The following is a 23,177-nucleotide window of genomic DNA, read 5'->3' as shown; positions in this document are numbered from 1 at the left end:
CCCCGTGTGCACTCCCCACGCGCCGCCCCCCCGGCCGGGGGGGCGGCGGGGCGGGCGCGGGGGGGGGGGGGCGCGGGGGGGCCCCCCCGGGCTTCGTCGCCCGGGTGGCCCGCAACCTCCGGTCAGCTCAGCTGGCCGCTTCGATCTTGACGAGGTTGACCCGCTGGAACAGGTCCATCTGCACGTTCTTGACCTTGGACGAGTGGCCGAACACGTTCTCGCCGAAGCGGAGCGGGATCACCGGCATGTCCTTGGCCAGGATGTCCTCCGCCTGCTGGTACTTGGCGATCGCCTCGTCCTGCGTCTTGGCGGCGGAACCCTCCTTGACGAGCCTGTCGAACTCCGGGTTGCTGTAGCCGTAGTAGTTCGACGAGCCGTTGGTGCTGTACAGCGGGCCGAGGTAGTCCTCCATGGTCGGGTAGTCCATGACCCAACCCATCCGGAACGCACCCACCGGCGTCTTCTTCTCGACCTTGGTCAGCAGGTCGGCGAACTTCGGCTCGGCCACGCCGACGGCGTCCACACCCAGGTTGGCCTTGAGCTGGTTGACCGTGGCGTCGACCCAGTCCTTGTGACCGCCGTCGCCGTTGTAGGAGATGACGATCTTCGCCGGGCCGCCGGCGGCCTGGTAGAGCTTCTTGGCCTCGGTCGGGTTGAACTCGCCGGCCTTGCCCGCGGTGTTGTCCCGGTAGCCCGGCAGCACCGGCGAGACGAACGAACGGGCGGGATCCTGCGAGCCCTTGAAGACCGACTTGGTGATCTCGTCACGGTCGATCGCCATCGAGATCGCCTTGCGCACGTCCGGGCTGCTGTAGTCCTTGTCGAACGTCGGGAACGCGAGGAACTGGAACGACGACATCGGGCTGGTCTGGTACCGGTCGCCCAGGTCGGTCGGCGCGGTGCTCAGGCTCTCGGTCGGGATCGTCGGCAGCACGTCCAGGTTGTCCGCCAGGACGTCCGCGTACGCCGCGGTGAGCTGCTGGTAGATCCGGAACTCGATGTTCTTCACCTTGGGCTTCTCACCCGGGAACGCGTCGTAGCGCTCGACGTCGATCTTGCTGTCGTGCTGCCACTCGCCCTTCATCTTGAAGGGGCCCTGCCCGATCGGCGCCTGCTCGTAGGAGTCCTTCAGCACGCCCGGAGCCGAGAACGCGGCGTCCGGCATCGGGTAGAACGCGGTGTAGCCGAGCATCGTCCGGAAGTCGATGTACGGCTCGGCGAGCGTCACGGTGAAGGTGAGGTCGTCGACCTTCTTCAGGCCGGACATCTCCTTGGCCTTCGGCTCCTTGCCCTGCAGGTCCGGGTAGCCAGCGATCTTCTCGAAGAAGTAGTTGCTGTCCTGGCCGTTGGGGGCGTACGCGCCGTAGTTCCAGGCGTTGATGTAGTCCTCGGACGTGACCTTCTCACCGTTGTGGAAGGTGAACCCGTCCTTGAGCTTGACCGTCCAGACCTTGTTGTCGGACGAGGTGATCGACTCGGCGGCGACCTCGTACGGCTTGTTCTGGGCGTCGTAGTCGACGAGCGGGCTGAACAGGCCGGTGAGCACCTGTGCGCCCGACGTCTCGGTGGTGTTGGTGGGAACCAGGTGCTTCGGCTCGCCGATCTGGATGCTGACCGCCGAACTGTCGCTGCCACCGGATCCACCGTCTCCGCCGCTGCCGCAGGCCGCGAGGCCCAGCGTCACCGCGAGCGGGAGGGCGGTCCAGGCGGCGAGTCTACGAACTCGCATAGAGCCTCCTCATCTCCTCACGCTGCGCAGTCATGCCCGACGCTGGGTTTACGCTGCGCAACAAGCGGTAACGGTAGGTCGAGGTGGTGGCACTCGACAACGACGGGGTTGCGGGCGGGTAACAGTCCGAGGACGCTTCGCTTGCCGGCCGCCCCTGCGCGTGGTACCCCAAACCGGAAAATGGGCCTAGAGCTGGTCCTTCGTCGGACCGGAGGGTGGGCGGAGTGCCTGTCTGCGCCGAACTCGATCCGTCTCGGTGCGCCGTCCGTTATCGGCCCGGCGTGGCGACGTGGGCCGGTTCGCCGGTGACGCGATCCACAGAATGTCACTCACAGTGATGAGCGACACGTAACTCATCGTTACTAACGGCGGTGCGAGCGGAGTGCCTGCGAGCCGGTCGACGCGAGGTCACCCGAACGGCGTGCGGCGGCCGTGAGACGATCTGACCGTGACGGCGACGGTTCTGGACGGCAAGGCGACCGCAGCGGAGATCAAGGACGAGCTGCGGATTCGCGTGAAGGCACTCGCGGAACGCGGTATCACCCCGGGACTGGGCACGGTCCTGGTCGGCGCGGATCCGGGCAGCCAGGCGTACGTCAACGGCAAGCACCGCGACTGCGCCGAGGTGGGGATCGCCTCGATCCGCCGGGAGCTGCCCGCCGACGCCACCCAGCAGCAGGTCGACGACGTGCTGGCCGAGCTGAACGCCGACCCGGCGTGCCACGGCTACATCGTCCAGCTGCCGCTGCCCGCCCACCTGGACACCCAGCGGGTGCTCGAACTGATCGACCCGGACAAGGACGCCGACGGCCTGCACCCGGTCAACCTCGGCCGGCTCGTCCTCGGCTACGACGGCCCGCTGCCCTGCACCCCGCGCGGCATCGTCGAACTGCTCCGCCGCCACGACGTCGCGCTGCGCGGCGCCACCGTCGCCGTGGTCGGCCGGGGCAACACCGTCGGCCGTCCGCTCGGCCTGCTGCTCACCCGGCGCAGCGAGAACGCCACGGTGACCCTCTGCCACACTGGCACGCTCGACCTCGCCTCGCACACCCGTGCCGCCGACATCGTCATCGTCGCGGCAGGCGTACCGGGTCTGCTCACCGCCGACATGATCAACCCGGGTGCGGTAGTCGTCGACGTCGGCATCACCCGCGTGATCGGGTCGGACGGCAAGGGCCGCTACACCGGCGACGTGGACCCGGAGGTCGCCGAGACGGCCGGCGCGCTGGTCCCGATGCCCGGCGGCGTCGGCCCGATGACCCGGGCCATGCTGCTCACCAACGTGGTCGAGCGCGCCGAGCGCGGCTGACCCGCGCCGGAACGGGATGGCCGTGACGTTCGCCCCATCCCGGCGATGGCCGCCGCCCCTGACCTGATCGGTGCCACGATGACTGATACGGTCCGGAAAACCGACTGGTATCAGGGAGTGGGACGACCATGGGTAAGAAGGTCACTGTCGTCGGGGCTGGCTTCTACGGCTCCACCACCGCACAGCGCCTGGCCGAGTACGACGTCTTCGACACCGTTGTGATCACCGACATCGTGGAGGGCAAGCCCGCGGGTCTCGCGCTCGACCTCAACCAGTCGCGGGCCATCGAGGGCTTCGAGACCAAGGTGGTCGGCGTGACCACCGGCCCGAACGGTGAGGGCTACGAGGCCATCGAGGGCTCCGACGTCGTCGTGATCACCGCTGGTCTGCCGCGCAAGCCCGGCATGAGCCGGATGGACCTGCTGGAGACCAACGCCAAGATCGTGCGGCAGGTGGCCGAGAACGTCGCCAAGTACGCCCCGAACGCCGTCGTCATCGTGGTCTCCAACCCGCTGGACGAGATGACCGCGCTGGCCCAGCTCGCCACCCAGTTCCCGAAGAACCGGGTGCTCGGCCAGGCCGGCATGCTCGACACCGCCCGGTTCACCAACTTCGTGGCCGAGGCGCTGAACGTACCGGTGGCGTCGGTCCGCACGCTGACCCTGGGCTCGCACGGCGACACCATGGTGCCGGTGCCCTCGAAGAGCACTGTCAACGGCAAGCCGCTGCGCGACGCGATGCCGGCCGAGCAGATCGAGGAGCTGGTCGTCAAGACCCGCAACGGTGGCGCCGAGGTCGTGGCGCTGCTCAAGACCGGCTCGGCGTACTACGCCCCGTCCGCCGCCGCGGCCCGGATGGCGAAGGCCGTCGCCGAGGACTCCGGCGAGACCATGCCGGTCTGCGCCTGGGTCGACGGCGAGTACGGCATCGCCGGTGTCTACCTGGGTGTGGAGGCCGAGATCGGCGCCGAGGGCGTCAAGCGGGTCGTCGAGACCGAGCTGGACGCCGACGAGCGCGCCAGCCTCCTGGAGGCCGCCGAGGCCGTCCGCGCCAAGCAGGCCGACATCTCCAGCATGTAGTTTCCCGGAACCAGACCACCGCGAAGGGCCCGCCGGCACCGCCGGCGGGCCCTTCGCGTCCCACCCCATCCCACCCCTGATGATCAAGAGGTTTGCGTCAGGAAACCCGGCCGTGGTGACGCAAACCTCTTGATCACCCCGACGGGGTGGGGTGGGGCGTGAACGGTTCTGCCAGGTGGGGGGTGGCCAGGACGGTGGGGGAGTGGGCGCTGAGGGCGGTCAGGCGGGAGGCGCGTGCTTCGTCCGGATCCACCTCGTGGGCGTACGCCAGGTCGGGGTCGACGAGCTGCACGGCGTGGACCAGCAGGTCACCGGTGAACAGCACGCGATCGTCGGCCCCGGTCAGCAGCACCGACTGGTGGCCGGGGGTGTGCCCCGGAGTGGGCAGCAGTCGTACCGCCGGGGTGAGGGTCGTCTCGCCGTCGACCACCCGCAGCTGGCCGGCGGCGCGCAACGGCGCGACGAGGCCCGCCGGCAGTCGGGGGTTGAGTGTCTCCGCCGCGTCGAGTTCGGCCCGCTGCACCAGGTAGCTCGCGTTCGGGAAGTACGGCCGCCCGGGCGTGCCGGTGACCGCCCAGCCGATGTGGTCGGTGTGCAGGTGGGTGAGGACGACCGTGTCGACGTCCGCCGGGTCGATGCCCGCGGCGGCCAGCTCGGCGGGCAGCCGGCCGGGCACCGGCGCCCAGGTCGCGGCCAGGGAGTCCGCCGGCCCGATGCCGGCGTCGACGAGCGTGACCGGCCCGTCGTCGACGCGGATCGCGAAGCTGCGGAACGGCAGCCACCACTGCCCGTCGGCGGTCACCGAGCCGGGGTCGCGCCGGTCCGCCTCCCGCCAGTGCGCCGCTGTGGCCTGGGGGAACGCCTCGGCGCGGGGCTGGAAGAAGGCACCCTCCCCGTCGGTGAGCGCGGTGACCGTGATAGACCCGAAGGTGCGGCTCAGAGGCATCGGGTGATGGTGTCAGGGAAATGCTGTGCCGTGCAGCCCGCTTTCCGCCGGCCGTCGAGGCCGGCTGGGGGCTGCCGGCCCGATTGCAGTACGCTCGTACTGCTTGAGCACGTGTCCCCCGAGAGGAGCGCCGGCCGATGGCGAAGATCAAGGTAAACAACCCGGTCGTGGAGCTCGACGGCGACGAGATGACCCGGATCATCTGGAAGCAGATCCGGGAGCAGCTGATCCTGCCCTACCTCGACGTCGACCTGCACTACTACGACCTGTCGATCCAGCACCGCGACGAGACCGACGACCAGGTCACCGTCGACGCCGCCAACGCCATCAAGGAGCACGGCGTCGGCGTCAAGTGCGCGACCATCACCCCGGACGAGGCCCGGGTCGAGGAGTTCGGCCTGAAGAAGATGTGGCGGTCGCCGAACGGCACCATCCGCAACATCCTCGGCGGCGTCGTCTTCCGCGAGCCGATCATCATGTCCAACGTGCCGCGGCTGGTCCCCGGCTGGACCAAGCCGATCATCATCGGCCGGCACGCCCACGGTGACCAGTACAAGGCCACCGACTTCGTCGTCCCCGGCCCGGGCACGGTGACCATCACCTACACCCCGGCCGACGGCGGCGCCCCCATGGAGATGGAGGTCGCCAACTTCCCCGGCGGCGGCATCGCCATGGGCATGTACAACTACGACGAGTCGATCCGGGACTTCGCCCGCGCCTCGTTCCGGTACGGGCTGGACCGCAACTACCCGGTCTACCTGTCCACCAAGAACACCATCCTCAAGGCGTACGACGGCCGGTTCAAGGACATCTTCGCCGAGGTGTTCGAGACCGAGTTCAAGGCCGAGTTCGACGCCGCCGGCATCACCTACGAGCACCGGCTCATCGACGACATGGTCGCCGCCGCGCTCAAGTGGGAGGGTGGCTACGTCTGGGCCTGCAAGAACTACGACGGTGACGTGCAGTCCGACACCGTCGCGCAGGGCTTCGGCTCGCTGGGCCTGATGACCTCCGTCCTGCTCTCCCCGGACGGTCGTACCGTCGAGGCCGAGGCCGCGCACGGCACTGTCACCCGGCACTACCGGCAGTACCAGAAGGGCGAGAAGACGTCGACGAACCCGATCGCGTCGATCTACGCCTGGACCCGTGGCCTCGCCCACCGGGGCAAGCTGGACGGCACCCCGGCGGTCACCGAGTTCGCCAACACCCTGGAGCAGGTCATCGTCGACACGGTCGAGGGCGGCCAGATGACCAAGGACCTCGCGCTGCTCATCTCGCGCGACGCCCCGTGGCTGACCACCGACGAGTTCATGAACGCGCTCGACGAGAACCTGGCCCGCAAGCTCGCCTGAGCTGGCAGATACCACAGCACCGGAGCCCGTCGGCACCTGTCGGCGGGCTCCGGCGTGTCCAGTGCTCGACACGGCCGCCGGCGTCACCGCCCTCGCCCGCTCCTCGTTGAGCAGGGTGGACGAGATGCCAGTCGCGTCCAGGAAGGTTGACTTCGGTCGCCTCGCGGCAATGCCTGCCGATCAGCCAGCCTTCCCGGCTGTGTCGTGCACAGCCAGCCGTCCCTTCCCTGCGGGGGGCCCTGTCCCGGGCCCCCCGCGCCCTGTTCCCCGCCCTTCTCAGGCGGCGCGCAGCAACTCGGCGGCCCGCTCCGGAGAGATGTCGTTGATGAAGACACCCATCCCGGACTCCGAGCCCGCCAGGTACTTCAGCTTGTCCGTGGCCCGCCGGATGCTGAACAGCTGCAGGTGCAGGTGCCCCAGCTCCCGGTCGACCCGCACCGGCGCCTGGTGCCACGCCGAGATGTACGGCATCGGCATGTCGAACAACCCGTCGAAGCGGCGCAGCAGATCCAGGTAGAGCGGTCCGAAGGCGTCCCGCTCGCTGTCGCTGAGCGCCGGGATGTCCGGCACCACCCGGCGTGGTGCCACGTGCACCTCGAACGGCCAGCGGGCCGCCGCCGGGACGTACGCCGTCCAGTGCTCGTTCTCGGTGACCACCCGCTCGCCGGAGGCCCGTTCGGCGGCCAGCACGTCCGCGTACAGGTTGCCGCCGGTCCGTTCGGCGTGCCGCCGCGCCGCGGCCAGCAGCGCCCGGGTGCGCGGCGTCACGAAGGGGTACGCGTAGATCTGCCCGTGCGGGTGGTGCAGCGTGACGCCGATCTCGACGCCCCGGTTCTCGAAGCAGAACACCTGCTCCACCCCGGGCAGCTCACCCAGCACCTCGGTCCGGTCGGCGAGGGCGTCCAGCACGGTGCGGACCCGGCGCGGGGGGAGGCTGGCGAAGGAGGCGTTGTGGTCCGAGGTGAAGCAGACCACCTCGCACCGGCCCAGTCCGGGGCGTACCGGCGTGAACGGGGTGATCTCCCCGGGCTCGTCGGCCACCCGGCCGCTCAGCGACGGGAACCGGTTCTCGAAGACGACAACGTCGTAGTCGGGAGCGGGGATCTCGGTCAACCGGTCACCGACCGACGGGTCCAGCGGGCACTCGTTCGCCGGCGGGAGGAAGGTGCGGGTCTGCCGGTGCACGGCCACCGCGACCCACTCGTCGGTCAGCGGGTCGTAGCGCAGCTGGGAGGCGGGCGGCGGCGGTGGCAGGTCCCGGCGGTCCGGCTGGTCGCGTACGGCGTCGTCGCGCTCGTCGAAGTAGATCAGCTCCCGGCCGTCGGCCAGGTCGATCGCGGTGCGCTTCACGGCGCCGTCCCCTCACTCGTCGGCGTGCGCGTCGCACGTCCGGCCCCCGTCGCCTTCACGATGATCAACTCACCCACCTGTTCGCCGAGTACCCGTCGCGCCGGCGTGGGCAACGCCTCGTCGCTGACCAGTACGTGTGCCGCCGCGAGTCCGACGATCGATGAGATGCCCACCGTGCCCCACTTGGTGTGGTCGGCGAGCACCACCAGCCGGTCCGCCGCCGCCACCAGCGCCCGGTCGGTCTCCGCCTCCATCAGGTTCGGGGTGGTGAAGCCGGCCCGTTCGGTGATGCCGTGTACGCCCAGGAAGAGCAGATCCAGGTGCAACGTCCGGATGGCGTCGACGGCCAGCGGGCCGACCAGCGCGTCCGACGGTGTGCGTACGCCGCCGGTGAGCACGACCGTCTGGTCGGGTCGACCGCCGCCGTGCAGGATCTCGGCCACCGGCAGCGAGTTGGTCACCACGGTCAGCCCGGGGACGTCCACCAGCCTGCGGGCCAGTTCGGCGGTGGTGGTGCCGGCGGACAGCGCGACGGCCGCGCCGGGCCGGACGAGCTGCGCGGCCCGGTCGGCGATGGCCGCCTTCTCCGGCAGTTGGCGGACCGACTTGGCGTGGAAGCCCGGCTCGTCGGTCGAACTGGGGCCGGCGGCCGTCGCGCCGCCGTGCACCTTGGCCAGCAGGCCGCGCTCGTGCAGCGCCTCCAGGTCGCGCCGGATGGTCATGTCGGAGACGCCGAACTCGGTGGCCAGGTCGGTCACCCGGACGCCGCCGGCGGACCGGACCCGTTCCAGGATGGCCGTCTGCCGCTGCTGAGCGAGCATTCGCCGTGCCTCCCCGGTCCCCACGTACTCTCACGCGGTCGAACGTGTTCCAACAAAGATGAACACTAGCGCGTGGTGGGTACCGGCGGAAGAAACGGGGGTCCGACGACGCCTCAGCTCGACGGGATCTTCAACTCCACCCAGCCGGTCTCCGTCAGGTGCTGCAACACGGCCTCCACCGCCTCCGGCACGCTCACGTCGGTGGTGTCCAGCACCAGCTCGGCGTCGGTCGGCACCTCGTACGGGTCGTCGATGCCGGTCATGCCGGTGAGCAGGCCGGCGCGGGCCCGCGCGTACAGGCCCTTGCGGTCCCGCTGCTCGCACACCTCGAGCGGGGTGGCGACGTGCACCAGCACGAAACCCGCCCCGGCGGTCAGCGCCATCTCCCGGGCCGTGGCGCGGGCCGCCGCGTACGGGGCGATGGGGCAGCAGACCGCCACCCCCCGGTGCCGCGCGATCTCCGCAGCCACCCAGCCGATCCGCCGGACGTTGAGATCCCGGTCGGCCTTGCTGTAGCCCAACCCGGCGGACAGCTCCCGGCGCACCACATCCCCGTCCAGCAGGGTCACCGTCCGCTCGCCGCTCTCGCGCAGCGCGTCCGTCAGCCCACGGGCCACAGTCGACTTGCCGGAGCCGGACAACCCGGTCAGGAAGACCACCAGGCCACGGTGCCGACGCGCCGGCCGGGCCTTCGCCAGTTCCTTCGCCACCGCCGGCGGTGTGTGCCACTCCGGCAGCGGGAAACCACGGTCGAGCAGGTCGTCGATCTCCGCCTGGGTCAGCGCGAGACGGCGGTTGCGCGGCGGGATGTCCTCCCGCCACCGCCACTGCCCGTCCCGGTTGTCGTACGCCAGCTCGCGCGGCACCAGCACCCGCAGCCCGGCGCCGGAGAGCATCTCCCCGGTGGAGAGCAGGTGCGTGACGCCGTACGCGGCGGAGACCCGGGCGCGCAGCAGCGCGTCGTCGATCTCCTCCCGCCGGTGCGACAGGGGTACCGCCACCAGGGTGGCGGGCGGCATCCGGTCCCGTGCGGCGAAGACGGACCGCACCAGCGCCTCGGGGGTGAGCCCGCCGACACCGCCCTCGCCGACCGGGATCATCACCAGCAGGTGCGCGGCCAGGGTGCGGGCGGCGTGCGCGATCTGGGCGAGCTGCGGCCGGTGCAGGGGCCGGTCGGCGATCACGCCGAGCACCCGACCCGGGGGCAGCAGCGCGCGCACCTCCTCCGGGCTGCGGCGCAGCCGCTGGAACGGGCCGTGGCCGCCGTCGCCCAGCCGCCGGACCTGACCGCCGACTCCCGCCACGCCGTCGCGCACCGGCCAGACGTCCGCCACGTCCAGGCCGGCGACCGGGGCGCCCTCGCCGTCGGTCAGCACCAGCGCCCGGCGGGCCGGGTCGCGCGGATCGAAGCCCTGGGCCAGTGCCGTCGGCACCTGGAGGGTGACCGCGACCTGCCACGGGGTGCCGTCGGCCAACCGGCCGCGCCGGCTGACCGACACGAGGTCGGCGCGGGTCATGAAACCCGTCAGGGGGGCGTACGCGCCGGTCAGCAGCAGCTCAAGATCCGCCAGCTCACCGGGACGCGGCGTGTACGCCGGCGCGCCCCGGAGCACCTCGTCGGGCAGCACCCAGCCGTTGCTCATCCACACCCCCCACTCGCTGACCGGCACACAGTTTCGCAGCCGACCGCCGATCGGTCGAGGGCGCCACTCCACGACCGGGACGGGCGGGCGCCGTCGGCCCGGCAGGCCACCGAGACACTGCCCGGCGAACGGGAAGTGAATGGTGTCACCTTCCGGAGGACTTTCCCCAGTCGGGGTCCGGCCGAACATGCGACCGGCGTGAACGCTCCGACACGCCTGGCGACGGACCCTAGGGGTCCACCGCGCAAGGATCAGGGAGGTACCGGGGGCGCGCCGGTGTCTCCGGTGCGCATCGACTCCCTACGCTGGGCAGCGTGACACTGATAGCGACCCAGTCGCTCACCAAGACGTACGGAGGCAGGGTCACCGCGCTGACCGACCTCACCGTCGCCGTCGAGCCCGGGATCATCGGCCTGGTGGGCGCGAACGGCGCCGGCAAGTCCACACTGATCAAGATCCTGCTCGGCCTCATCGCCCCGACCAGCGGTCAGGTCTCGGTCCTCGGCATCGATCCGACCGCGGACCCCGCGGCGGTCCGCGCCCGCGTCGGCTACATGCCCGAGCACGACTGCCTCCCGCCGGACCTGTCCGCCGCCGAGCTGGTCACCCACCTCGGCCGGATGAGCGGCCTGCCCCGCACCGCCGCACGCGAGCGGGCCTCCGAGGCGCTCCGCCACGTCGGGCTGTACGAGGAGCGGTACCGACCGGTCGGCGGCTACTCCACGGGCATGAAGCAGCGCGTGAAGCTCGCCCAGGCGCTGGTGCACGACCCCGACCTGCTGCTGCTCGACGAGCCGACGAACGGCCTGGACCCGGCCGGCCGGGACGCCATGCTGGCGTTGGTGCACCGCATCGGCACCGAGTTCGGCATCTCCGTGCTGGTCTGCTCGCACCTGCTCGGCGAGGTGGAACGGATCTGCGACACGCTCGTCGCCATCGACGGCGGCCGGTTGCTGCGCGCCGACCACATCTCCGCGATGACCTCCGCCACCGACGTGCTCGCCGTGGAGGTCAGCGAGGGCACCGAGGAGTTGGCCGCCCGGCTGACCGCACTGGACCTGCCGGTGGCGCGCGAGGGCCGGCTGCTCCTCGTACCGCTCGCCGACGACGGCACCTACGACCTGATCCTCGGCGCGGTCGCCGAACTGGACCTGCCGCTGCACCGACTGGACCAGCGTCGGCACCGGGTGGCCGAACTCTTCGCAACGAGGGAGCTCACCCATGCCTGAGCCGTCCGCCGCCGCCGCGCGCTCCGCGCCGACCGGCGTCATCCACGACATCGGCTACCAGCGCTACCAGGGCCCGAGGCTGGGCCGGCGGCACGTCCTCGGCGCTCTCTACCTGCACGGGCTGCGCACCACGTTCGGGTTCGGACGCAGCGTCAAGGCCAAGATCTTCCCGTGGCTGGTGGTCGGGATCGTCGCCCTGGTCGCGGTGGCCCTGGCGGCGGTACGCAGCCAGATCGGCGAGCCGGTCGCCACGTACGCGCAGTTCGCCGATGCGATGAGCTGGCTGGTCATCTTCTTCGTCGCGGTGGCCGCGCCGGAGCTGGTCTCCCGGGACCTGCGCAGCGGGGTGCTGCCGCTGTACTTCTCCCGACCGCTGCCCCGCACCGACTACGCCCTGGCCAAGCTGCTGGCGCTGGTGACCGCCCTCTGGCTGCTGCTCGGTGGGCCGCAGCTGCTGATGTTCCTGGGTGCCGCGTTCACCACCAAGGACGGCATGCGCGGGGTCTGGAACGAGCTGCTGGACCTGCTGTCCGGCCTGCTCTACGCCGGTCTCTGGGCGGTGGTCTTCGCCTCGATCGGGCTGCTTGTCGCGTCGCTGACCGGCAAGCGGGCCTTCGCCGCCGGCGGTGTGGTCGCCGTCTTCCTGATGACCACGCCGATCGTGGGCGTGCTGAGCATCCTGCCGTCGCAGGCGGCAAACGAGCTGGCCGGGCTCGCCTCCCCCTCCACCCTGGTGCAGGGCGTCGGCATCTGGTCGCTCGGCGACCTCCTGGTCGAGGGCGACCCGGGCGAGATGACGATCGGCGGTTTCGGTCCGGTCTACGCCCTGGCCGCGGTGCTGCTCGTCGCCGGCGCGACCGCCCTCCTGCTGGCCCGCTACCGGAAGGTCGCCTCCTGATGAGCACGCTGAGCCTGACCGGGGTGTCCCGGTGGTACGGCAACGTGGTCGCCGTCAACGACATCAGCATGACCCTGGGGCCGGGCGTGACAGGTCTGCTCGGCCCGAACGGCGCCGGCAAGACCACGCTGCTGCACATGATGGCCGGCTTCCTCTCCCCGTCGCGCGGCACGGTCACCCTCGACGACGAGCCGACCTGGCGCAACCCCGACGTCTACCGGCGGCTGGGGCTGGTCAGCGAACGGGAGGCGGTGCAGGGCTTCCTGACCGCGTACGAGTTCGTGCTGGCCAGCGCGAAGCTGCACCGGCTGGCGGACCCGGCGGCGGCCGCCCGGCGCGCGATCGACCTGGTGGAGCTGGAGTCGGCGCAGGACCGCCGCATCGGCACGTACTCCAAGGGCATGCGGCAGCGGGCCCGGGTGGCCGCCGCGCTGGTGCACGAGCCGCAGGTGCTGCTGCTCGACGAGCCGTTCAACGGGATGGACCCGCGCCAGCGGCTGCACATGATGCAGCTGCTGCACACCCTGGGTGACGCCGGCCGGACGATCCTGTTCAGCTCGCACATCCTGGAGGAGGTCGAGCAGGTCTCCGGCACGGTGCAGGTGATGGTGGCCGGGCGGCTGGCCGCGTCCGGCGACTTCCGGACCATCCGCCGGCTGATGACCAACCGTCCGCACGTCTTCGCGGTGCGCTCCACCGACGACCGGGCGCTGGCCGTCGCACTGATCGCCGAGGAGTCGGTGAGCGGCGTCGAGTTGGACCGCACCGGTCTGACGGTGCGCGCCGGCGACTACGGCGCCTTCACCCGGGCGCTGCCCCGGATCGCCCTGGACCGGGGCATCCGGGTGCGCCAGCTGGTGCCGTCCGACGAATCCCTGGAGAGCGTCTTCTCCTACCTGGTGGAGGCCTGAGACCATGTCGACCATTACCTGGATCACCGCGCGCGGCCTGTTCGGCCGGCGTCGGTTCCTGCTGCTGCTTCCACTGCCGCTGGTGCTGCTCGGGTTGGCTGTGCTCTGCCGGTCCCTCGGGGTGGACCCGGGGCAGTGGGCGCCTCCGGTCCTGGTGGGCCTCGGCCTGGCCGTGGTGCTGCCGGTCGTCGCGTTGATCGTCGGCACGGGTGTGCTGGGCGCCGAGATCGACGACGGCACCGTGGTGCACATCCTGACCAAGCCGCTGCCGCGCTGGCAGATCGTGCTGCCCAAGCTCGGGGTGGCCGCCGGTGTCGCCGCGGCCACCGTCGCGGTGCCGCTCTACGTCGCGGGCGTGCTCGCCGATTCGGTACGCCTCGGCCTGGCGCTCGCGGGAGCGGCGGCGCTCGGCGCGCTGGCGTACTCGGCGCTGTTCCTCGCACTGAGCCTCGTCACCCGCCGGCCGGTGCTGCTCGGCCTGGTCTACGTGCTGATCTGGGAGGGGCTGCTGGGCAACTTCGTCAGCGGCACCAAGGTGCTCTCCATCCAGCAGTACGTGATCGCGCTTGCCGACCGGATCGCCCCCACCGGGCTGCTGGAGACCACCGTCTCGGTACCTGTGGCGTCGGTGATGACCGCACTGGTCAGCATCGGCTTCACCGTGCTGGCCATCGACCGTCTGCGCTCGTTCAGCGTGGCCGGTGAGACGAGCTGAGGGTGCGCGTCGCTGCTCCGGCCAGCCACCGTCCGCCGGTAGTGCTGGCCGGATGGACGGTCCGGGGCGCGGCGGGCCACGCTTGTGGGCGTGAGCGTCGAAGCGGAGCGGATGTCGTTGGCTGACCCGTACTCGCGGAGCAGCAGGCCCTGGCTGACCAGCCTGGCGGTCGCCGGGCTGGCCTGCGCCACGGTCGCGACTGCCGCCCAGGGCAGCGGACGGTTCCACTGGTGGGCCGGTTTCATCCTGATCCCGGCCGCGTTGATCGCCGCCAGCGGCGGCCCGCTGCTGGCCCGGGGTGGTGGTCGGGCCTTCGCCGGGTACGTCGTCGCCTGCGTCGGCACCCTGGTGTTCGCGGTGGGCGCGCTGCTGATGTTCGGCGTGATGAGTCGGGGATGGCCGCTGCTGGTGATGCTGCCCTGCCTGGCGGTCGCCGGCACGTACGGCTGGCGGGCGGCCCATCCGCTGGCCCGTGGCCTGCACCGGGCGGTGGCGTTACTCGCGCTCACCGGCGCGCTGCTCGGCCTGACCCTGCTGCTGATCCGGGTGGAGCTGATCCGCCTGGAGACGGGCTGGTGGGGTGCGTTCCTCATGCTGGCGGGAGCGATAGTGCTGGGCAACGCGGTGGAGCTGACCCGGCACCGGATGCCGTACCGGCTCCAGGCGATCACCCTGCTGGTCGGCCCTGCCGTGGTCGCGATCCTGCTCGGTCTGCGGTTCCTGCGCGGCTGGTGACTCCCCGTCCGCCGCCGCCCCCGGGGGGTGGGCGGCGGCGGACGGCGGTCGTCAGAAGGCGCAGGCGATGACGAGTTCCGGGGTGCGGTCCGGCAGCAGGTCGAGCTTGCCGATCCGGCCGGCCGCCCGCAGGTCGTCGGCGACCAGGGTGAGCTGCTCCAGCAGCGCCGCCGGGCCGAGCGCCTCGGCCAGCGGCACCTCGGCCTTCATCGACAGCTTCCGCTCCGACTTGGCCCGTCGCACCTGACTCAACGCGTCACCGGCGAGCCGCAGCAGCGCCGGCTCACCCGTCCCCTCGATCGTCCGGGCCACCTCGTACGTGGTGGGCCACGGCGCCCGGTGCACCGAGCCGTACCGCCACCACGACCAGACCTCCTCGGTGACGTACGGCAGCACCGGCGCGAACAGTCGCAGCTGCACCGACAGCGCCGCCGCCAACGCCGCCCGTGCCGAGTCGGCGGCCGCTCCGGTGCCGTACGCGCGTTCCTTGACCAGTTCGATGTAGTCGTCGCAGAACCGCCAGAAGAACGCCTCGGTCACCTGCAACGCGGTCGTGTGGTCGTACGCGTCGAACGCGGTGCTGGCCGTGGTGACGACGGTGGACAGTTCGGCGAGCATGGCCCGGTCCAGCGGGGCCGTCGCCGGGGCGCGCAGCGCGTCCGCCGCGCCCAGCCCGAGCGCGAACCGCGACGCGTTGAGCAGTTTGGTGGCCAGTCGCCGGCCGACCTTGATCTGCGCCGGGTCGAACGCCAGGTCGGTGCCGGGTTTGCCGCTGGCCGCCCAGTACCGCACCGCGTCCGAGCCGTGCTGCTCGAGCAGCGCCAGCGGGGTCACCACGTTGCCCTTGGACTTGGCCATCTTCTTGTGGTCGGGGTCGAGGATCCAGCCCGACAGCACGGTGTCCCGCCAGGGCAGCACCCCGTGCTCGAAGTGCGAGCGGATCACGCTGTCGAAGAGCCAGGTCCGGATGATCTCCTGCCCCTGCGGGCGGAGGTCCATCGGGAAGACCCGGGCGAACAGGTCCGGGTCGGTCTCCCACCCGCCGACGATCTGCGGGGTCAGCGACGAGGTGGCCCAGGTGTCCAGCACGTCGGGGTCGCCGATGAAGCCTCCCGGCCGGCCGCGCTGGGACTCGTCGTAGCCGGGCGCCGGGTCGCTCGACGGGTCGACCGGGAGCGCCGCCTCGTCGGGCGTGAGAGGGTGGGACCAGTCCGGCTCGCCAGCGTCGTCGAGCCGGTACCACACCGGCACGGGCACCCCGAAGAAGCGCTGCCGGCTGACCAGCCAGTCGCCGGTCAGGCCGCCCACCCAGTTGTCGTAGCGGTGCTTCATGTGCGCCGGCACCCAGTGCAGTTCCGCGCCCCGGGCCAGCAGCGTCGCCCGCAGCTCGGCGTCCCGACCGCCGTTGCGCAGGTACCACTGCCGGGTCGAGACGATCTCCAGTGGCCGGTCGCCCCGCTCGTAGAACTTCACCGGGTGGGTGATCGGGCGCGGCTCACCGATCAGGTCACCCGCGTCGGCAAGCATCCCGACGATCTCGCGGCGGGCCGCGTTGACGGTCTGCCCGGCCAGCGCCGCGTACGGCTCGGCCGGCACCCCGGCCGGTGGTTCGGGCAGCAGGCGGCCGTCCCGACCGATCACCACCCGGGTGTCCAGCCTCAGCTCACGCCACCAGGTCACGTCGGCGAGGTCGCCGAACGTGCAGACCATCGCGATGCCGGTGCCCTTGGCCGGGTCGGCGAGCGGATGGGCGTGCACCGGCACGTCGACGCCGAACAGCGGGCTGCGTGCCGTGCCGCCCACCAGGTCGGCGTACCGCTCGTCGTCCGGGTGGCAGACCAGCGCCACGCAGGCCGGCAGCAGCTCCGGTCGGGTGGTGTCGATGACCACCTCACGCCCGCCGGGGGCGGTGAACCGCAGTCGGTGGTACGCGCCGGGCCGCTCCCGGTCCTCCAGTTCCGCCTGCGCCACCGCGGTGGCGAACCCGACGTCCCACAGGGTCGGCGCCTCCGCCTGGTACGCCTCGCCGCGCAGCAGGTTACGCACGAACGCCCGCTGGCTGGTGGCGCGGGCCACCCGGCCGATCGTCGTGTACGTCAACGACCAGTCCACCGACAGCCCGAGCCGCCGCCAGAGCGCCTCGAAGACCTGCTCGTCGGCGACCGTCAGCCGCTCGCACAGCTCGATGAAGTTGCGCCGGGAGAGCGGGGTGGGGTCACGGCGTGCCGCCTCGTCGACGGGCGTCGCCGGTGCCCGCCACACCGGGTCGTACGGCAGCGCCGGATCGCAGCGCACCCCGTACACGTTCTGCACGCGACGCTCGGTGGGCAGACCGTTGTCATCCCAGCCCATCGGGTAGAAGACGGCCTTGCCGCGCATCCGCTGGTACCGCGCGACGGTGTCGGTGTGCGTGTACGAGAAGACGTGCCCCATGTGCAGCTCGCCCGATACGGTCGGTGGCGGGGTGTCGATGGCGTACACGTCGGCCCGCTGCTTCGCGCGGTCGAACGCGTACGTGCCGTCCTCCTGCCAGCGGCGCGCCCAGGTCTCCTCGAGCCCGTCCAGGGTCGGACGGTCGGGGACACCGGCGCGGGCCGTTCTCGCCGTGTCGGTCATCCTGCGATCGTAGGCATCACCAGGGGGCCGGGCCACGCAGTTGCGCATCGCCGGCTCAGACCAGCGAGTCGCGCCACTGCCGGTGCAGGGCCGCGTACCGGCCGTCCGCCTCGGCCAGCACGGCCGGCGGGCCGTCCTCGACGATCCGGCCGCCGTCGACGACGAGCACCCGGTCGGCGGTCTCCACTGTGGAGAGCCGGTGGGCGATCACCAGGGCGGTGCGGTCACGCAGGATGGTGCCCAGCGCCCGCTGCACCAGCCGCTCGGTCGGCACGTCGAGCGACGACGTCGCCTCGTCCAGGATCAGCACCGTCGGGTCGGCGAGGAACGCCCGCGCGAACGCGACGAGCTGCCGCTGCCCGGCGGAGAGCCGGCCGCCGCGCCGGTGCACCTGCGTGGCGTACCCGTCGGGCAGCGCGGCGATGAACTCGTGCGCGCCGATGGCGCGGGCGGCGGCCCGCACGGCGTCGTCGTCGGCGCCGGGCCGGCCGAAGCGGATGTTCTCCGCCACCGTGCCGCTGAACAGGTGGTTCTCCTGGGTCACCAGCACCACGGCGCGGCGCAGGTCGGCGTCACCCACGTCCCGCAGGTCGACGCCGTCGAGGCGGATCGTGCCGTCGTCGGGGTCGTGGAACCGGGCGACCAGCTTGGCGACCGTCGACTTGCCGGCACCGGTCGGCCCGATCAGCGCCACGGTCTGCCCGGCGGGCACGGTCAGGTCCAGCCCGGCGAGGATCGGGGTGTCCGCGCGGTAGCCGAACGAGACCGCCCGGAAGGTCAACTCGCCGCGTCCGGGGCCGGTCGGCAGCGGCACCGGGCGGGCCGGCTCGGCGACGCCGGGCCGTTCGTCGAGCACCCCGGCCAGCTTCTCCAGCGCGGCGGTGGCCGACTGGAGCGAGTTGTAGAACTGGCTCAGCTCCTGCATCGGCTCGAAGAACCGCCGCAGGTAGAGCAGGAACGCGGCGAGCACCCCGACCTCGGTCCGTCCGTCGAGCACCCGCCAACCGCCGTAGCAGAGGACCACCGCCACCGTGACGTTGCCGATCAGCTTGATCGCGGGGGAATAGGTGGCGATCAGGCGGAACGCGCGCAGGCTGCTCTGCCGGTACTCGTCGCCGAGCGCCACGAAGATGCGGTGGTTGCGGGGCTCCCGGCGGAACGCCTGCACGGCCCGGATGCCCCGCATCGACTCGACGAAGTGCACGATGACCAGCGCGACCGCCTCGCGGGTCCGCCGGTACGCGCTGGCCGACGCCCCGGCGAACCAGCGGGAGAGCCAGAACAGGAACGGGAACGCGAGCAGCGTCACGGCGGCCAGCGGCAGGTCCAGCCAGAGCAGGATGGCGGCCACCGACAGGATCGACAGCGCGGCCAGCACCAGGCTGTCGATGCCGCCGTTGACCAGTTCGGCGATCGAGTCCAGGTCGCTGGTGAGCCGGGAGACCATGCGGCCGGACGTGTACCGCTCGTGGAAACCCACCGACAGCCGCAGGAAGTGCCCGAACACCCGCTGCCGCAGCTCCAGCAGGACGGCCTGGCCGATCCGGGCGGAGAGGGTCAGGAAGCCCCGGCGGGCCGTGTACTCGCCGACGACGGAGACGGCGAACGCTCCCGCCACGGCGACCAGCGGGACCGCGTCGCCGGCCCGCAGCGGTGCGATGCCCCGGTCGATGCCGACCATCACCAGGTACGGGCCGGCCATCGCGGCGGCATTCTGTGCCAACAGCAGACCGACGGCGGCGACGAGCCGGCGCCGGTGTGGGCGCAGCAGGTCGGCCAGCAGGGTGCGGCTGAGGCGGCGCAGCCGTGCCACCGCCTCCGGGCTGCTGTCCTCGGCGCGGCTCCGGTCGGCCTCCGGGTCGGTGGCGGTGCCGCGCCAGCGGGTCAACTCCTCGTCGTCCCCGGGTGGCGGGTCGGCCTCCTTGGTCACGAGCGCACCAGGCCCCATCCGTCCGGGGCGGACGCGGACGGCGGTGGTTTCCCGCCCGGCGGTTCGGCGGCGAGCAGGGCCCGGTAGGCCGGAACCGTGGCCAGCAGGTCGGAGTGCCGGCCGATCGCCGTGATCCGTCCGCCGTCGAGCAGGGCGACCCGGTCGGCGAGCGCGATCGTCGACGGGCGGTGCACCACCAGCAGCGCGGTGCTGCTGCGCAGGACCCGCCGCAGGGCCGCCTCGACGAGCGCCTCGGTGTGCACGTCCAGGGCGGACAGCGGGTCGTCAAGCACCAGCAGCGCCGGACGGCCGAGCACGGCCCGCGCCAACGCCAGCCGCTGCCGCTGTCCGCCGGAGAGGGACAGCCCCTGCTCACCCACCCTGGTGGCCAACCCCCACGGCAGGTCGTACGCGAATTCCGCCTGTGCCAGCGCGAGCGCGGCGCGTACCTCGTCGTCGCCGGCGTCCGGACGGCCCAGCGTGAGGTTCTCGCGGACCGACATGGAGAACAGCGTGGGCTCCTCGAACGCCATCCCGACCAGCCGCCGCAGCGAGTCCAGCCGCAGGTCACGCAGGTCGTGCCCGTCCAGGGTGATCCGGCCACCGGTCACCTCGTGCAGCCGGGGCACCAGGGAGAGCAGGGTGCTCTTGCCGCAGCCGGTGGCGCCGACCAGGGCCACCGTCTCGCCCGGCTCGATGGTCAGGTCGACCTCGTGCAGCACCGGCGCGGCGGCGCCCGGGTAGCGGAACGAGACCCGCTCGAAGCGGAGCCGGCCGACGACCGCGTCGCGGGGAAGCGCGAGCGCGTCGGGGGCGTCCACGATCTGCGGCGGGGTGTCCAGCACCTCCTGGATGCGGTCGGCGGCGGTGGCGGCCTCCTGACCGTTCGCGATGATCCAACCCAGCGACTGCACCGGCCAGATGAGCATCAGTTGCAGACTCACGAACGCGACCAGCTCACCGATGGTGAGCGCGCCCCGCGCGGCGGCGGCAGCCCCGGCGACCAGCACCACGCCCAGGGTCACGTTCGGCACCAGGTCGAGCAGCGCCGAGGTGTTGGCAAGCAGCCGGCCCTTGCCCACGCCCGTGTCGTGCAGCGTCCGCGCCCCACCGGCGAAGCGGGCGGCCAGCTCGGGCCCCCGGCCGTACGCCTTCATGGTGCGCAGCCCCTGCGCGGTCTCCTCGACCAGGGTCGCCACGTCGCCCTGCTGGTCCTGCATCCGGCGCGACGCCGCGTGGTAGTGCCTGCCGAAGCGACGGCTGATCAGCAGCAGCGGCACCCCGCTGGCCGCGACGAGCAGCCCGAGCGCCGGGTGCAGGTGCACGAGCAGCGCCACCACCACCACGTAGGTGGTGACGTTGAGCAGCAGGAAGAACACGCCGAACGACAGGAACCGGCGGATCACCGACAGGTCGCTGGTGATCCGAGAGAGCAACTGGCCGGACTGCCAGCGGTCGTGGAAGCTGGCCGGCAACCGTTGCAGGTGGGCGTACACGTCGGCGCGCAGGGCCGCCTCCATGCCCACCGACGACGAGGACTGCACCCACCGGCGGATGAAGATGAGCACCGCCTCGACCACGCCGAGCAGCAGCGCCAGACCGGCGAGCTGGATCAGCGCACCGGGCTCGCGCCCGGCCACCGGCCCGTCGACCACCCGCTGCACCACGAGGGGTACGGCGATCCCGGCGGCCGTGCCAGCGAGGCCCGCGACGAGCAGCCAGACGAACTCGGCGGCGTACGGGCGCAGGTAGCGGCGCAGCCGCCAGAGGTTGTGCACCGGGTGGGGACCCGCGGCGACCCGTGCGGCCGGGTCGCCGTCGTTCTCCGCAGGCACTACCCGAAGGTAGCGTCAATAGCTGTCGATGCTTGTGTCAGCTTGCTGTCAGCCGCCGCTCGTGACCGAGGAGCCACGTCTTCACGTCCAGCCCCCAGCGGTAGCCGCCGAGGGTGCCGTCGGTCCGCAGCACCCGGTGACAGGGCACGAAGAGCGCGGCCGCGTTGCGGGCGCAGGCGGCCGCGGCGGCCCGTACCGCCGGCGGTCGACCGGCCAGCGCCGCGTACCCGGTGTAGGTGACCGGGGCGCCCGGGGGCACGTCACGCAGCACCTGCCAGGCGTGTGCCATGAACTCGCCGCTGGTGTGCTGCCGCACCGGCACCGCGTCGATCGCGGCGAGGTCACCGTCCAGGTAGGACCGGACCGCCGTGCTGATGGCGCCCAGGTCGTCCCGCCGGCGTAGCGGCGCCCGCAGGGTCGGGTGGACCAGGGGCAGCAGTGCCGCCGGGTCCGTGGTGAAGCCGGCGGCCCGTACGTCGCCGTCCGGGCCGGCGAGGATGCTCAGCGGGCCGGCCGGGGTGCTCACCACTGTGCTGTCGATGCTCATGCCGCTCTCCAGAGTCTGATCGTGGCGTAGGACCGCCAGGGGCGCCAGCGGTCGGCGTACGCGTCGAGGGTCTTGGGGTCGTCGGGGAGGCCGAGGCGCGCCGCGCCGCGCCGGACGGCCAGGTCGGTGCCGAGGAGGACGTCCGGGTCGCCGAGGGCGCGCATGGCGAGGTAGCCGGCCGTCCAGGGGCCGATGCCGGGCAGCGCCAGCAGCCGTCGTACGGTCTCCTCCCGGTCGCCGCCGGGCGCCAGGTCCAGCGCACCGTCGGCGACCGCCCGGGCCAACGCCCGCAGGGTCTCCCGCCGCCCCGCCGGCATCCCGAACCCCGGGTCCGGCACCTCCAACAGCTCTTCCGCGCTCAGGAAACCGCGCAGGTCGCTCCCGCCCTCGGCGCGTCGGTCGTCAGGTTGTCGCGCGGCGGCATCGTCAACCTGCCGGAGCAGACGGGTGAGGGTTGTCCGCGCCGCGGTCACCGACACCTGTTGGCCGACCACCGCGCGGACTGCCATCTCGAAGCCGTCCACCGAACGGGGCACGCGGACACCCGGTTCGGCGGCGACCGCCGGGGCCAGCGCCGGGTCGCCGGCCAGCGTGCCGTCGACGGCCACCGGGTCCGCGTCCAGGTCGAGCAGCCGGCGGCAGCGGGCGACCGCCGGCGCCAGGTCGCGCAGGTCGGCCAGGCGCAGCGTCGCCGCCACGTACCCGTCCGCCGGGGTCAGGGCCACCTGTCCGGCACCGTGCGGGAGCCGCAACCCCCGGTGGTACGTCCCGTCGCGGACCTCCTCCACGCCCGGCAGCGCCCGCAGCGTGAGGAAGTCCAGCAGCGCCCGGGCGTGCAGCGGCGGACGGTACGCCAGCCGAAGGGAGATGGTCCCCGCGCCGGGCGGTGTCTGCTGCCGGCCACGGGCCGCGCGCAGCTCGGACGGTGCGCTCGCGTACACCTCGCGGACCGTGTCGTTGAACTGCCGCACGCTGCCGAAACCCGCGGCGAACGCGATCTCGGCCATCCCGAGGCCGGTCGTCTCGATGAGGATCCGAGCGGTCTGCGCCCGCTGGGCACGGGCCAGCGCGAGTGGCCCGGCGCCCATCTCGGCGCGCAGCATCCGGTGCAGGTGCCGCTCGGTGTAGCCGAGCCGGGCGGCCAGCCCCGGCACGCCGCCCCGGTCGACGACCCCGTCGGCGATCAGCCGCATCGCCCGGCCGACCACGTCGGCGCGGACGTCCCACTCCGGAGAGCCGGGTGCGGCGTCGGGCCGGCAGCGGCGGCAGGCGCGCAGCCCGGCACCCTGCGCCGCCGCCGCCGACGGGAAGAAACGGACATTCTGCCGCTTGGGGGTGGTCGCCGGGCAGGACGGTCGGCAGTAGATCCCGGTGGACGTCACGCCGGTGTAGAACCAGCCGTCGAACCGCTGGTCACGGCTGTCCACAGCCCGGTAGCACCGCTCGAAGTCCATCTCCACGTCACCGATGATGCCCCGCTGGCCGGGCCGCCGGCTGGCGGGAATCGGACCTGGGCGTGGACCCGCCCGGCC

General features: G+C 72.2%; 18 protein-coding genes. 8 read left to right on the top strand and 10 right to left on the bottom strand.

Annotation, left to right across the window (positions count from 1 at the left end):
* Positions 1–127 precede the first annotated feature (127 nt).
* Positions 128–1,729 carry an ABC transporter substrate-binding protein gene (locus tag ABZS77_RS25380; RefSeq protein ID WP_354827553.1) on the bottom strand — a complete coding sequence of 534 codons (1,602 nt, stop codon included), beginning with the start codon at positions 1,727–1,729 and terminating at the stop codon, positions 128–130.
* 448 nt (positions 1,730–2,177) lie between these two features.
* Here ABZS77_RS25380 and ABZS77_RS25375 point away from each other — a divergent pair, with 448 nt between their 5' ends.
* Together ABZS77_RS25375 and ABZS77_RS25370 are read left to right on the top strand one after the other, a co-directional pair.
* Entirely contained in the window at positions 2,178–3,038 is an 861-nt protein-coding gene (locus ABZS77_RS25375; RefSeq protein WP_354827551.1) for a bifunctional methylenetetrahydrofolate dehydrogenase/methenyltetrahydrofolate cyclohydrolase, read from the top strand.
* Between the two features lie 128 nt (positions 3,039–3,166).
* A complete protein-coding gene (locus ABZS77_RS25370) occupies positions 3,167–4,117 on the top strand; it encodes a malate dehydrogenase (RefSeq protein ID WP_354827548.1) in 951 nt (316 codons plus the stop codon).
* 133 nt (positions 4,118–4,250) lie between these two features.
* Here ABZS77_RS25370 and ABZS77_RS25365 read toward each other — a convergent pair whose 3' ends face one another.
* A complete protein-coding gene (locus ABZS77_RS25365) occupies positions 4,251–5,063 on the bottom strand; it encodes an MBL fold metallo-hydrolase (protein ID WP_354827545.1) in 813 nt (270 codons plus the stop codon).
* A gap of 137 nt (positions 5,064–5,200) precedes the next feature.
* Between ABZS77_RS25365 and ABZS77_RS25360 the strand changes: the two genes are divergently transcribed.
* Positions 5,201–6,415: an NADP-dependent isocitrate dehydrogenase gene (locus ABZS77_RS25360; RefSeq protein WP_354827543.1), complete on the top strand. Its 1,215-nt coding sequence runs from the start codon at positions 5,201–5,203 to the stop codon at positions 6,413–6,415.
* A gap of 276 nt (positions 6,416–6,691) precedes the next feature.
* On the opposite strand, the gene galT is transcribed toward ABZS77_RS25360, so the two are convergent.
* The 3 genes from galT to cysC all read right to left on the bottom strand — a co-directional run bounded on the left by galT (position 6,692) and on the right by cysC (position 10,229).
* Positions 6,692–7,765 carry a galactose-1-phosphate uridylyltransferase gene (galT, locus tag ABZS77_RS25355; RefSeq protein ID WP_354827540.1) on the bottom strand — a complete coding sequence of 358 codons (1,074 nt, stop codon included), beginning with the start codon at positions 7,763–7,765 and terminating at the stop codon, positions 6,692–6,694.
* Positions 7,762–8,586, bottom strand: coding sequence for a DeoR/GlpR family DNA-binding transcription regulator (locus tag ABZS77_RS25350; protein WP_354827536.1), 825 nt, complete (start codon positions 8,584–8,586; stop codon positions 7,762–7,764). The genes galT and ABZS77_RS25350 overlap by 4 nt, the downstream gene beginning before the upstream one ends.
* A gap of 113 nt (positions 8,587–8,699) precedes the next feature.
* Positions 8,700–10,229: an adenylyl-sulfate kinase gene (gene cysC / locus ABZS77_RS25345; protein ID WP_354827533.1), complete on the bottom strand. Its 1,530-nt coding sequence runs from the start codon at positions 10,227–10,229 to the stop codon at positions 8,700–8,702.
* A gap of 314 nt (positions 10,230–10,543) precedes the next feature.
* Here cysC and ABZS77_RS25340 point away from each other — a divergent pair, with 314 nt between their 5' ends.
* The 5 genes from ABZS77_RS25340 (at position 10,544) to ABZS77_RS25320 (ending at position 14,717) form a co-directional block, all read left to right on the top strand.
* Positions 10,544–11,458 (top strand): ABC transporter ATP-binding protein, encoded by a 915-nt coding sequence (locus tag ABZS77_RS25340; protein ID WP_354827530.1) that lies wholly within the window; start codon positions 10,544–10,546, stop codon positions 11,456–11,458.
* The gene (locus tag ABZS77_RS25335; RefSeq protein WP_354827527.1) at positions 11,451–12,356 is read left to right on the top strand and encodes an ABC transporter permease; all 906 of its coding nucleotides are present in this window, start codon (positions 11,451–11,453) and stop codon (positions 12,354–12,356) included. The genes ABZS77_RS25340 and ABZS77_RS25335 overlap by 8 nt, the downstream gene beginning before the upstream one ends.
* Positions 12,356–13,267, top strand: coding sequence for an ABC transporter ATP-binding protein (locus tag ABZS77_RS25330; RefSeq protein WP_354827524.1), 912 nt, complete (start codon positions 12,356–12,358; stop codon positions 13,265–13,267). The genes ABZS77_RS25335 and ABZS77_RS25330 overlap by 1 nt, the downstream gene beginning before the upstream one ends.
* 4 nt (positions 13,268–13,271) lie before the next feature.
* On the top strand, positions 13,272–13,982 hold the full coding sequence (locus ABZS77_RS25325; protein WP_354827521.1) for an ABC transporter permease subunit: 711 nt from the start codon (positions 13,272–13,274) through the stop codon (positions 13,980–13,982).
* A gap of 90 nt (positions 13,983–14,072) precedes the next feature.
* Positions 14,073–14,717, top strand: coding sequence for a hypothetical protein (locus ABZS77_RS25320; protein WP_354827518.1), 645 nt, complete (start codon positions 14,073–14,075; stop codon positions 14,715–14,717).
* 51 nt (positions 14,718–14,768) lie between these two features.
* On the opposite strand, the gene valS is transcribed toward ABZS77_RS25320, so the two are convergent.
* Genes valS through ABZS77_RS25295 form a run of 5 tightly spaced genes read right to left on the bottom strand, consistent with a single transcriptional unit; the run spans position 14,769 to position 23,105 of the window.
* On the bottom strand, positions 14,769–17,333 hold the full coding sequence (gene valS / locus ABZS77_RS25315; RefSeq protein ID WP_354827515.1) for a valine--tRNA ligase: 2,565 nt from the start codon (positions 17,331–17,333) through the stop codon (positions 14,769–14,771).
* Positions 17,334–17,388: 55 nt separating this feature from the next.
* On the bottom strand, positions 17,389–19,263 hold the full coding sequence (locus ABZS77_RS25310; protein ID WP_354827512.1) for an ABC transporter ATP-binding protein: 1,875 nt from the start codon (positions 19,261–19,263) through the stop codon (positions 17,389–17,391).
* On the bottom strand, positions 19,260–21,098 hold the full coding sequence (locus ABZS77_RS25305) for an ABC transporter ATP-binding protein (protein WP_354827509.1): 1,839 nt from the start codon (positions 21,096–21,098) through the stop codon (positions 19,260–19,262). Before ABZS77_RS25305 ends, ABZS77_RS25310 begins: the two co-directional genes overlap by 4 nt.
* Before the next feature lie 37 nt (positions 21,099–21,135).
* The gene (locus tag ABZS77_RS25300; protein ID WP_354827506.1) at positions 21,136–21,645 is read right to left on the bottom strand and encodes a methylated-DNA--[protein]-cysteine S-methyltransferase; all 510 of its coding nucleotides are present in this window, start codon (positions 21,643–21,645) and stop codon (positions 21,136–21,138) included.
* Positions 21,642–23,105: an AlkA N-terminal domain-containing protein gene (locus ABZS77_RS25295; protein WP_354827503.1), complete on the bottom strand. Its 1,464-nt coding sequence runs from the start codon at positions 23,103–23,105 to the stop codon at positions 21,642–21,644. Before ABZS77_RS25295 ends, ABZS77_RS25300 begins: the two co-directional genes overlap by 4 nt.
* Positions 23,106–23,177: the final 72 nt, after the last annotated feature.

It is taken from the genome of Micromonospora sp. NPDC005298 (assembly GCF_040607375.1).
Taxonomy (GTDB): domain Bacteria; phylum Actinomycetota; class Actinomycetes; order Mycobacteriales; family Micromonosporaceae; genus Micromonospora.
This window is presented reverse-complemented; position numbering and strand designations above follow the sequence as displayed.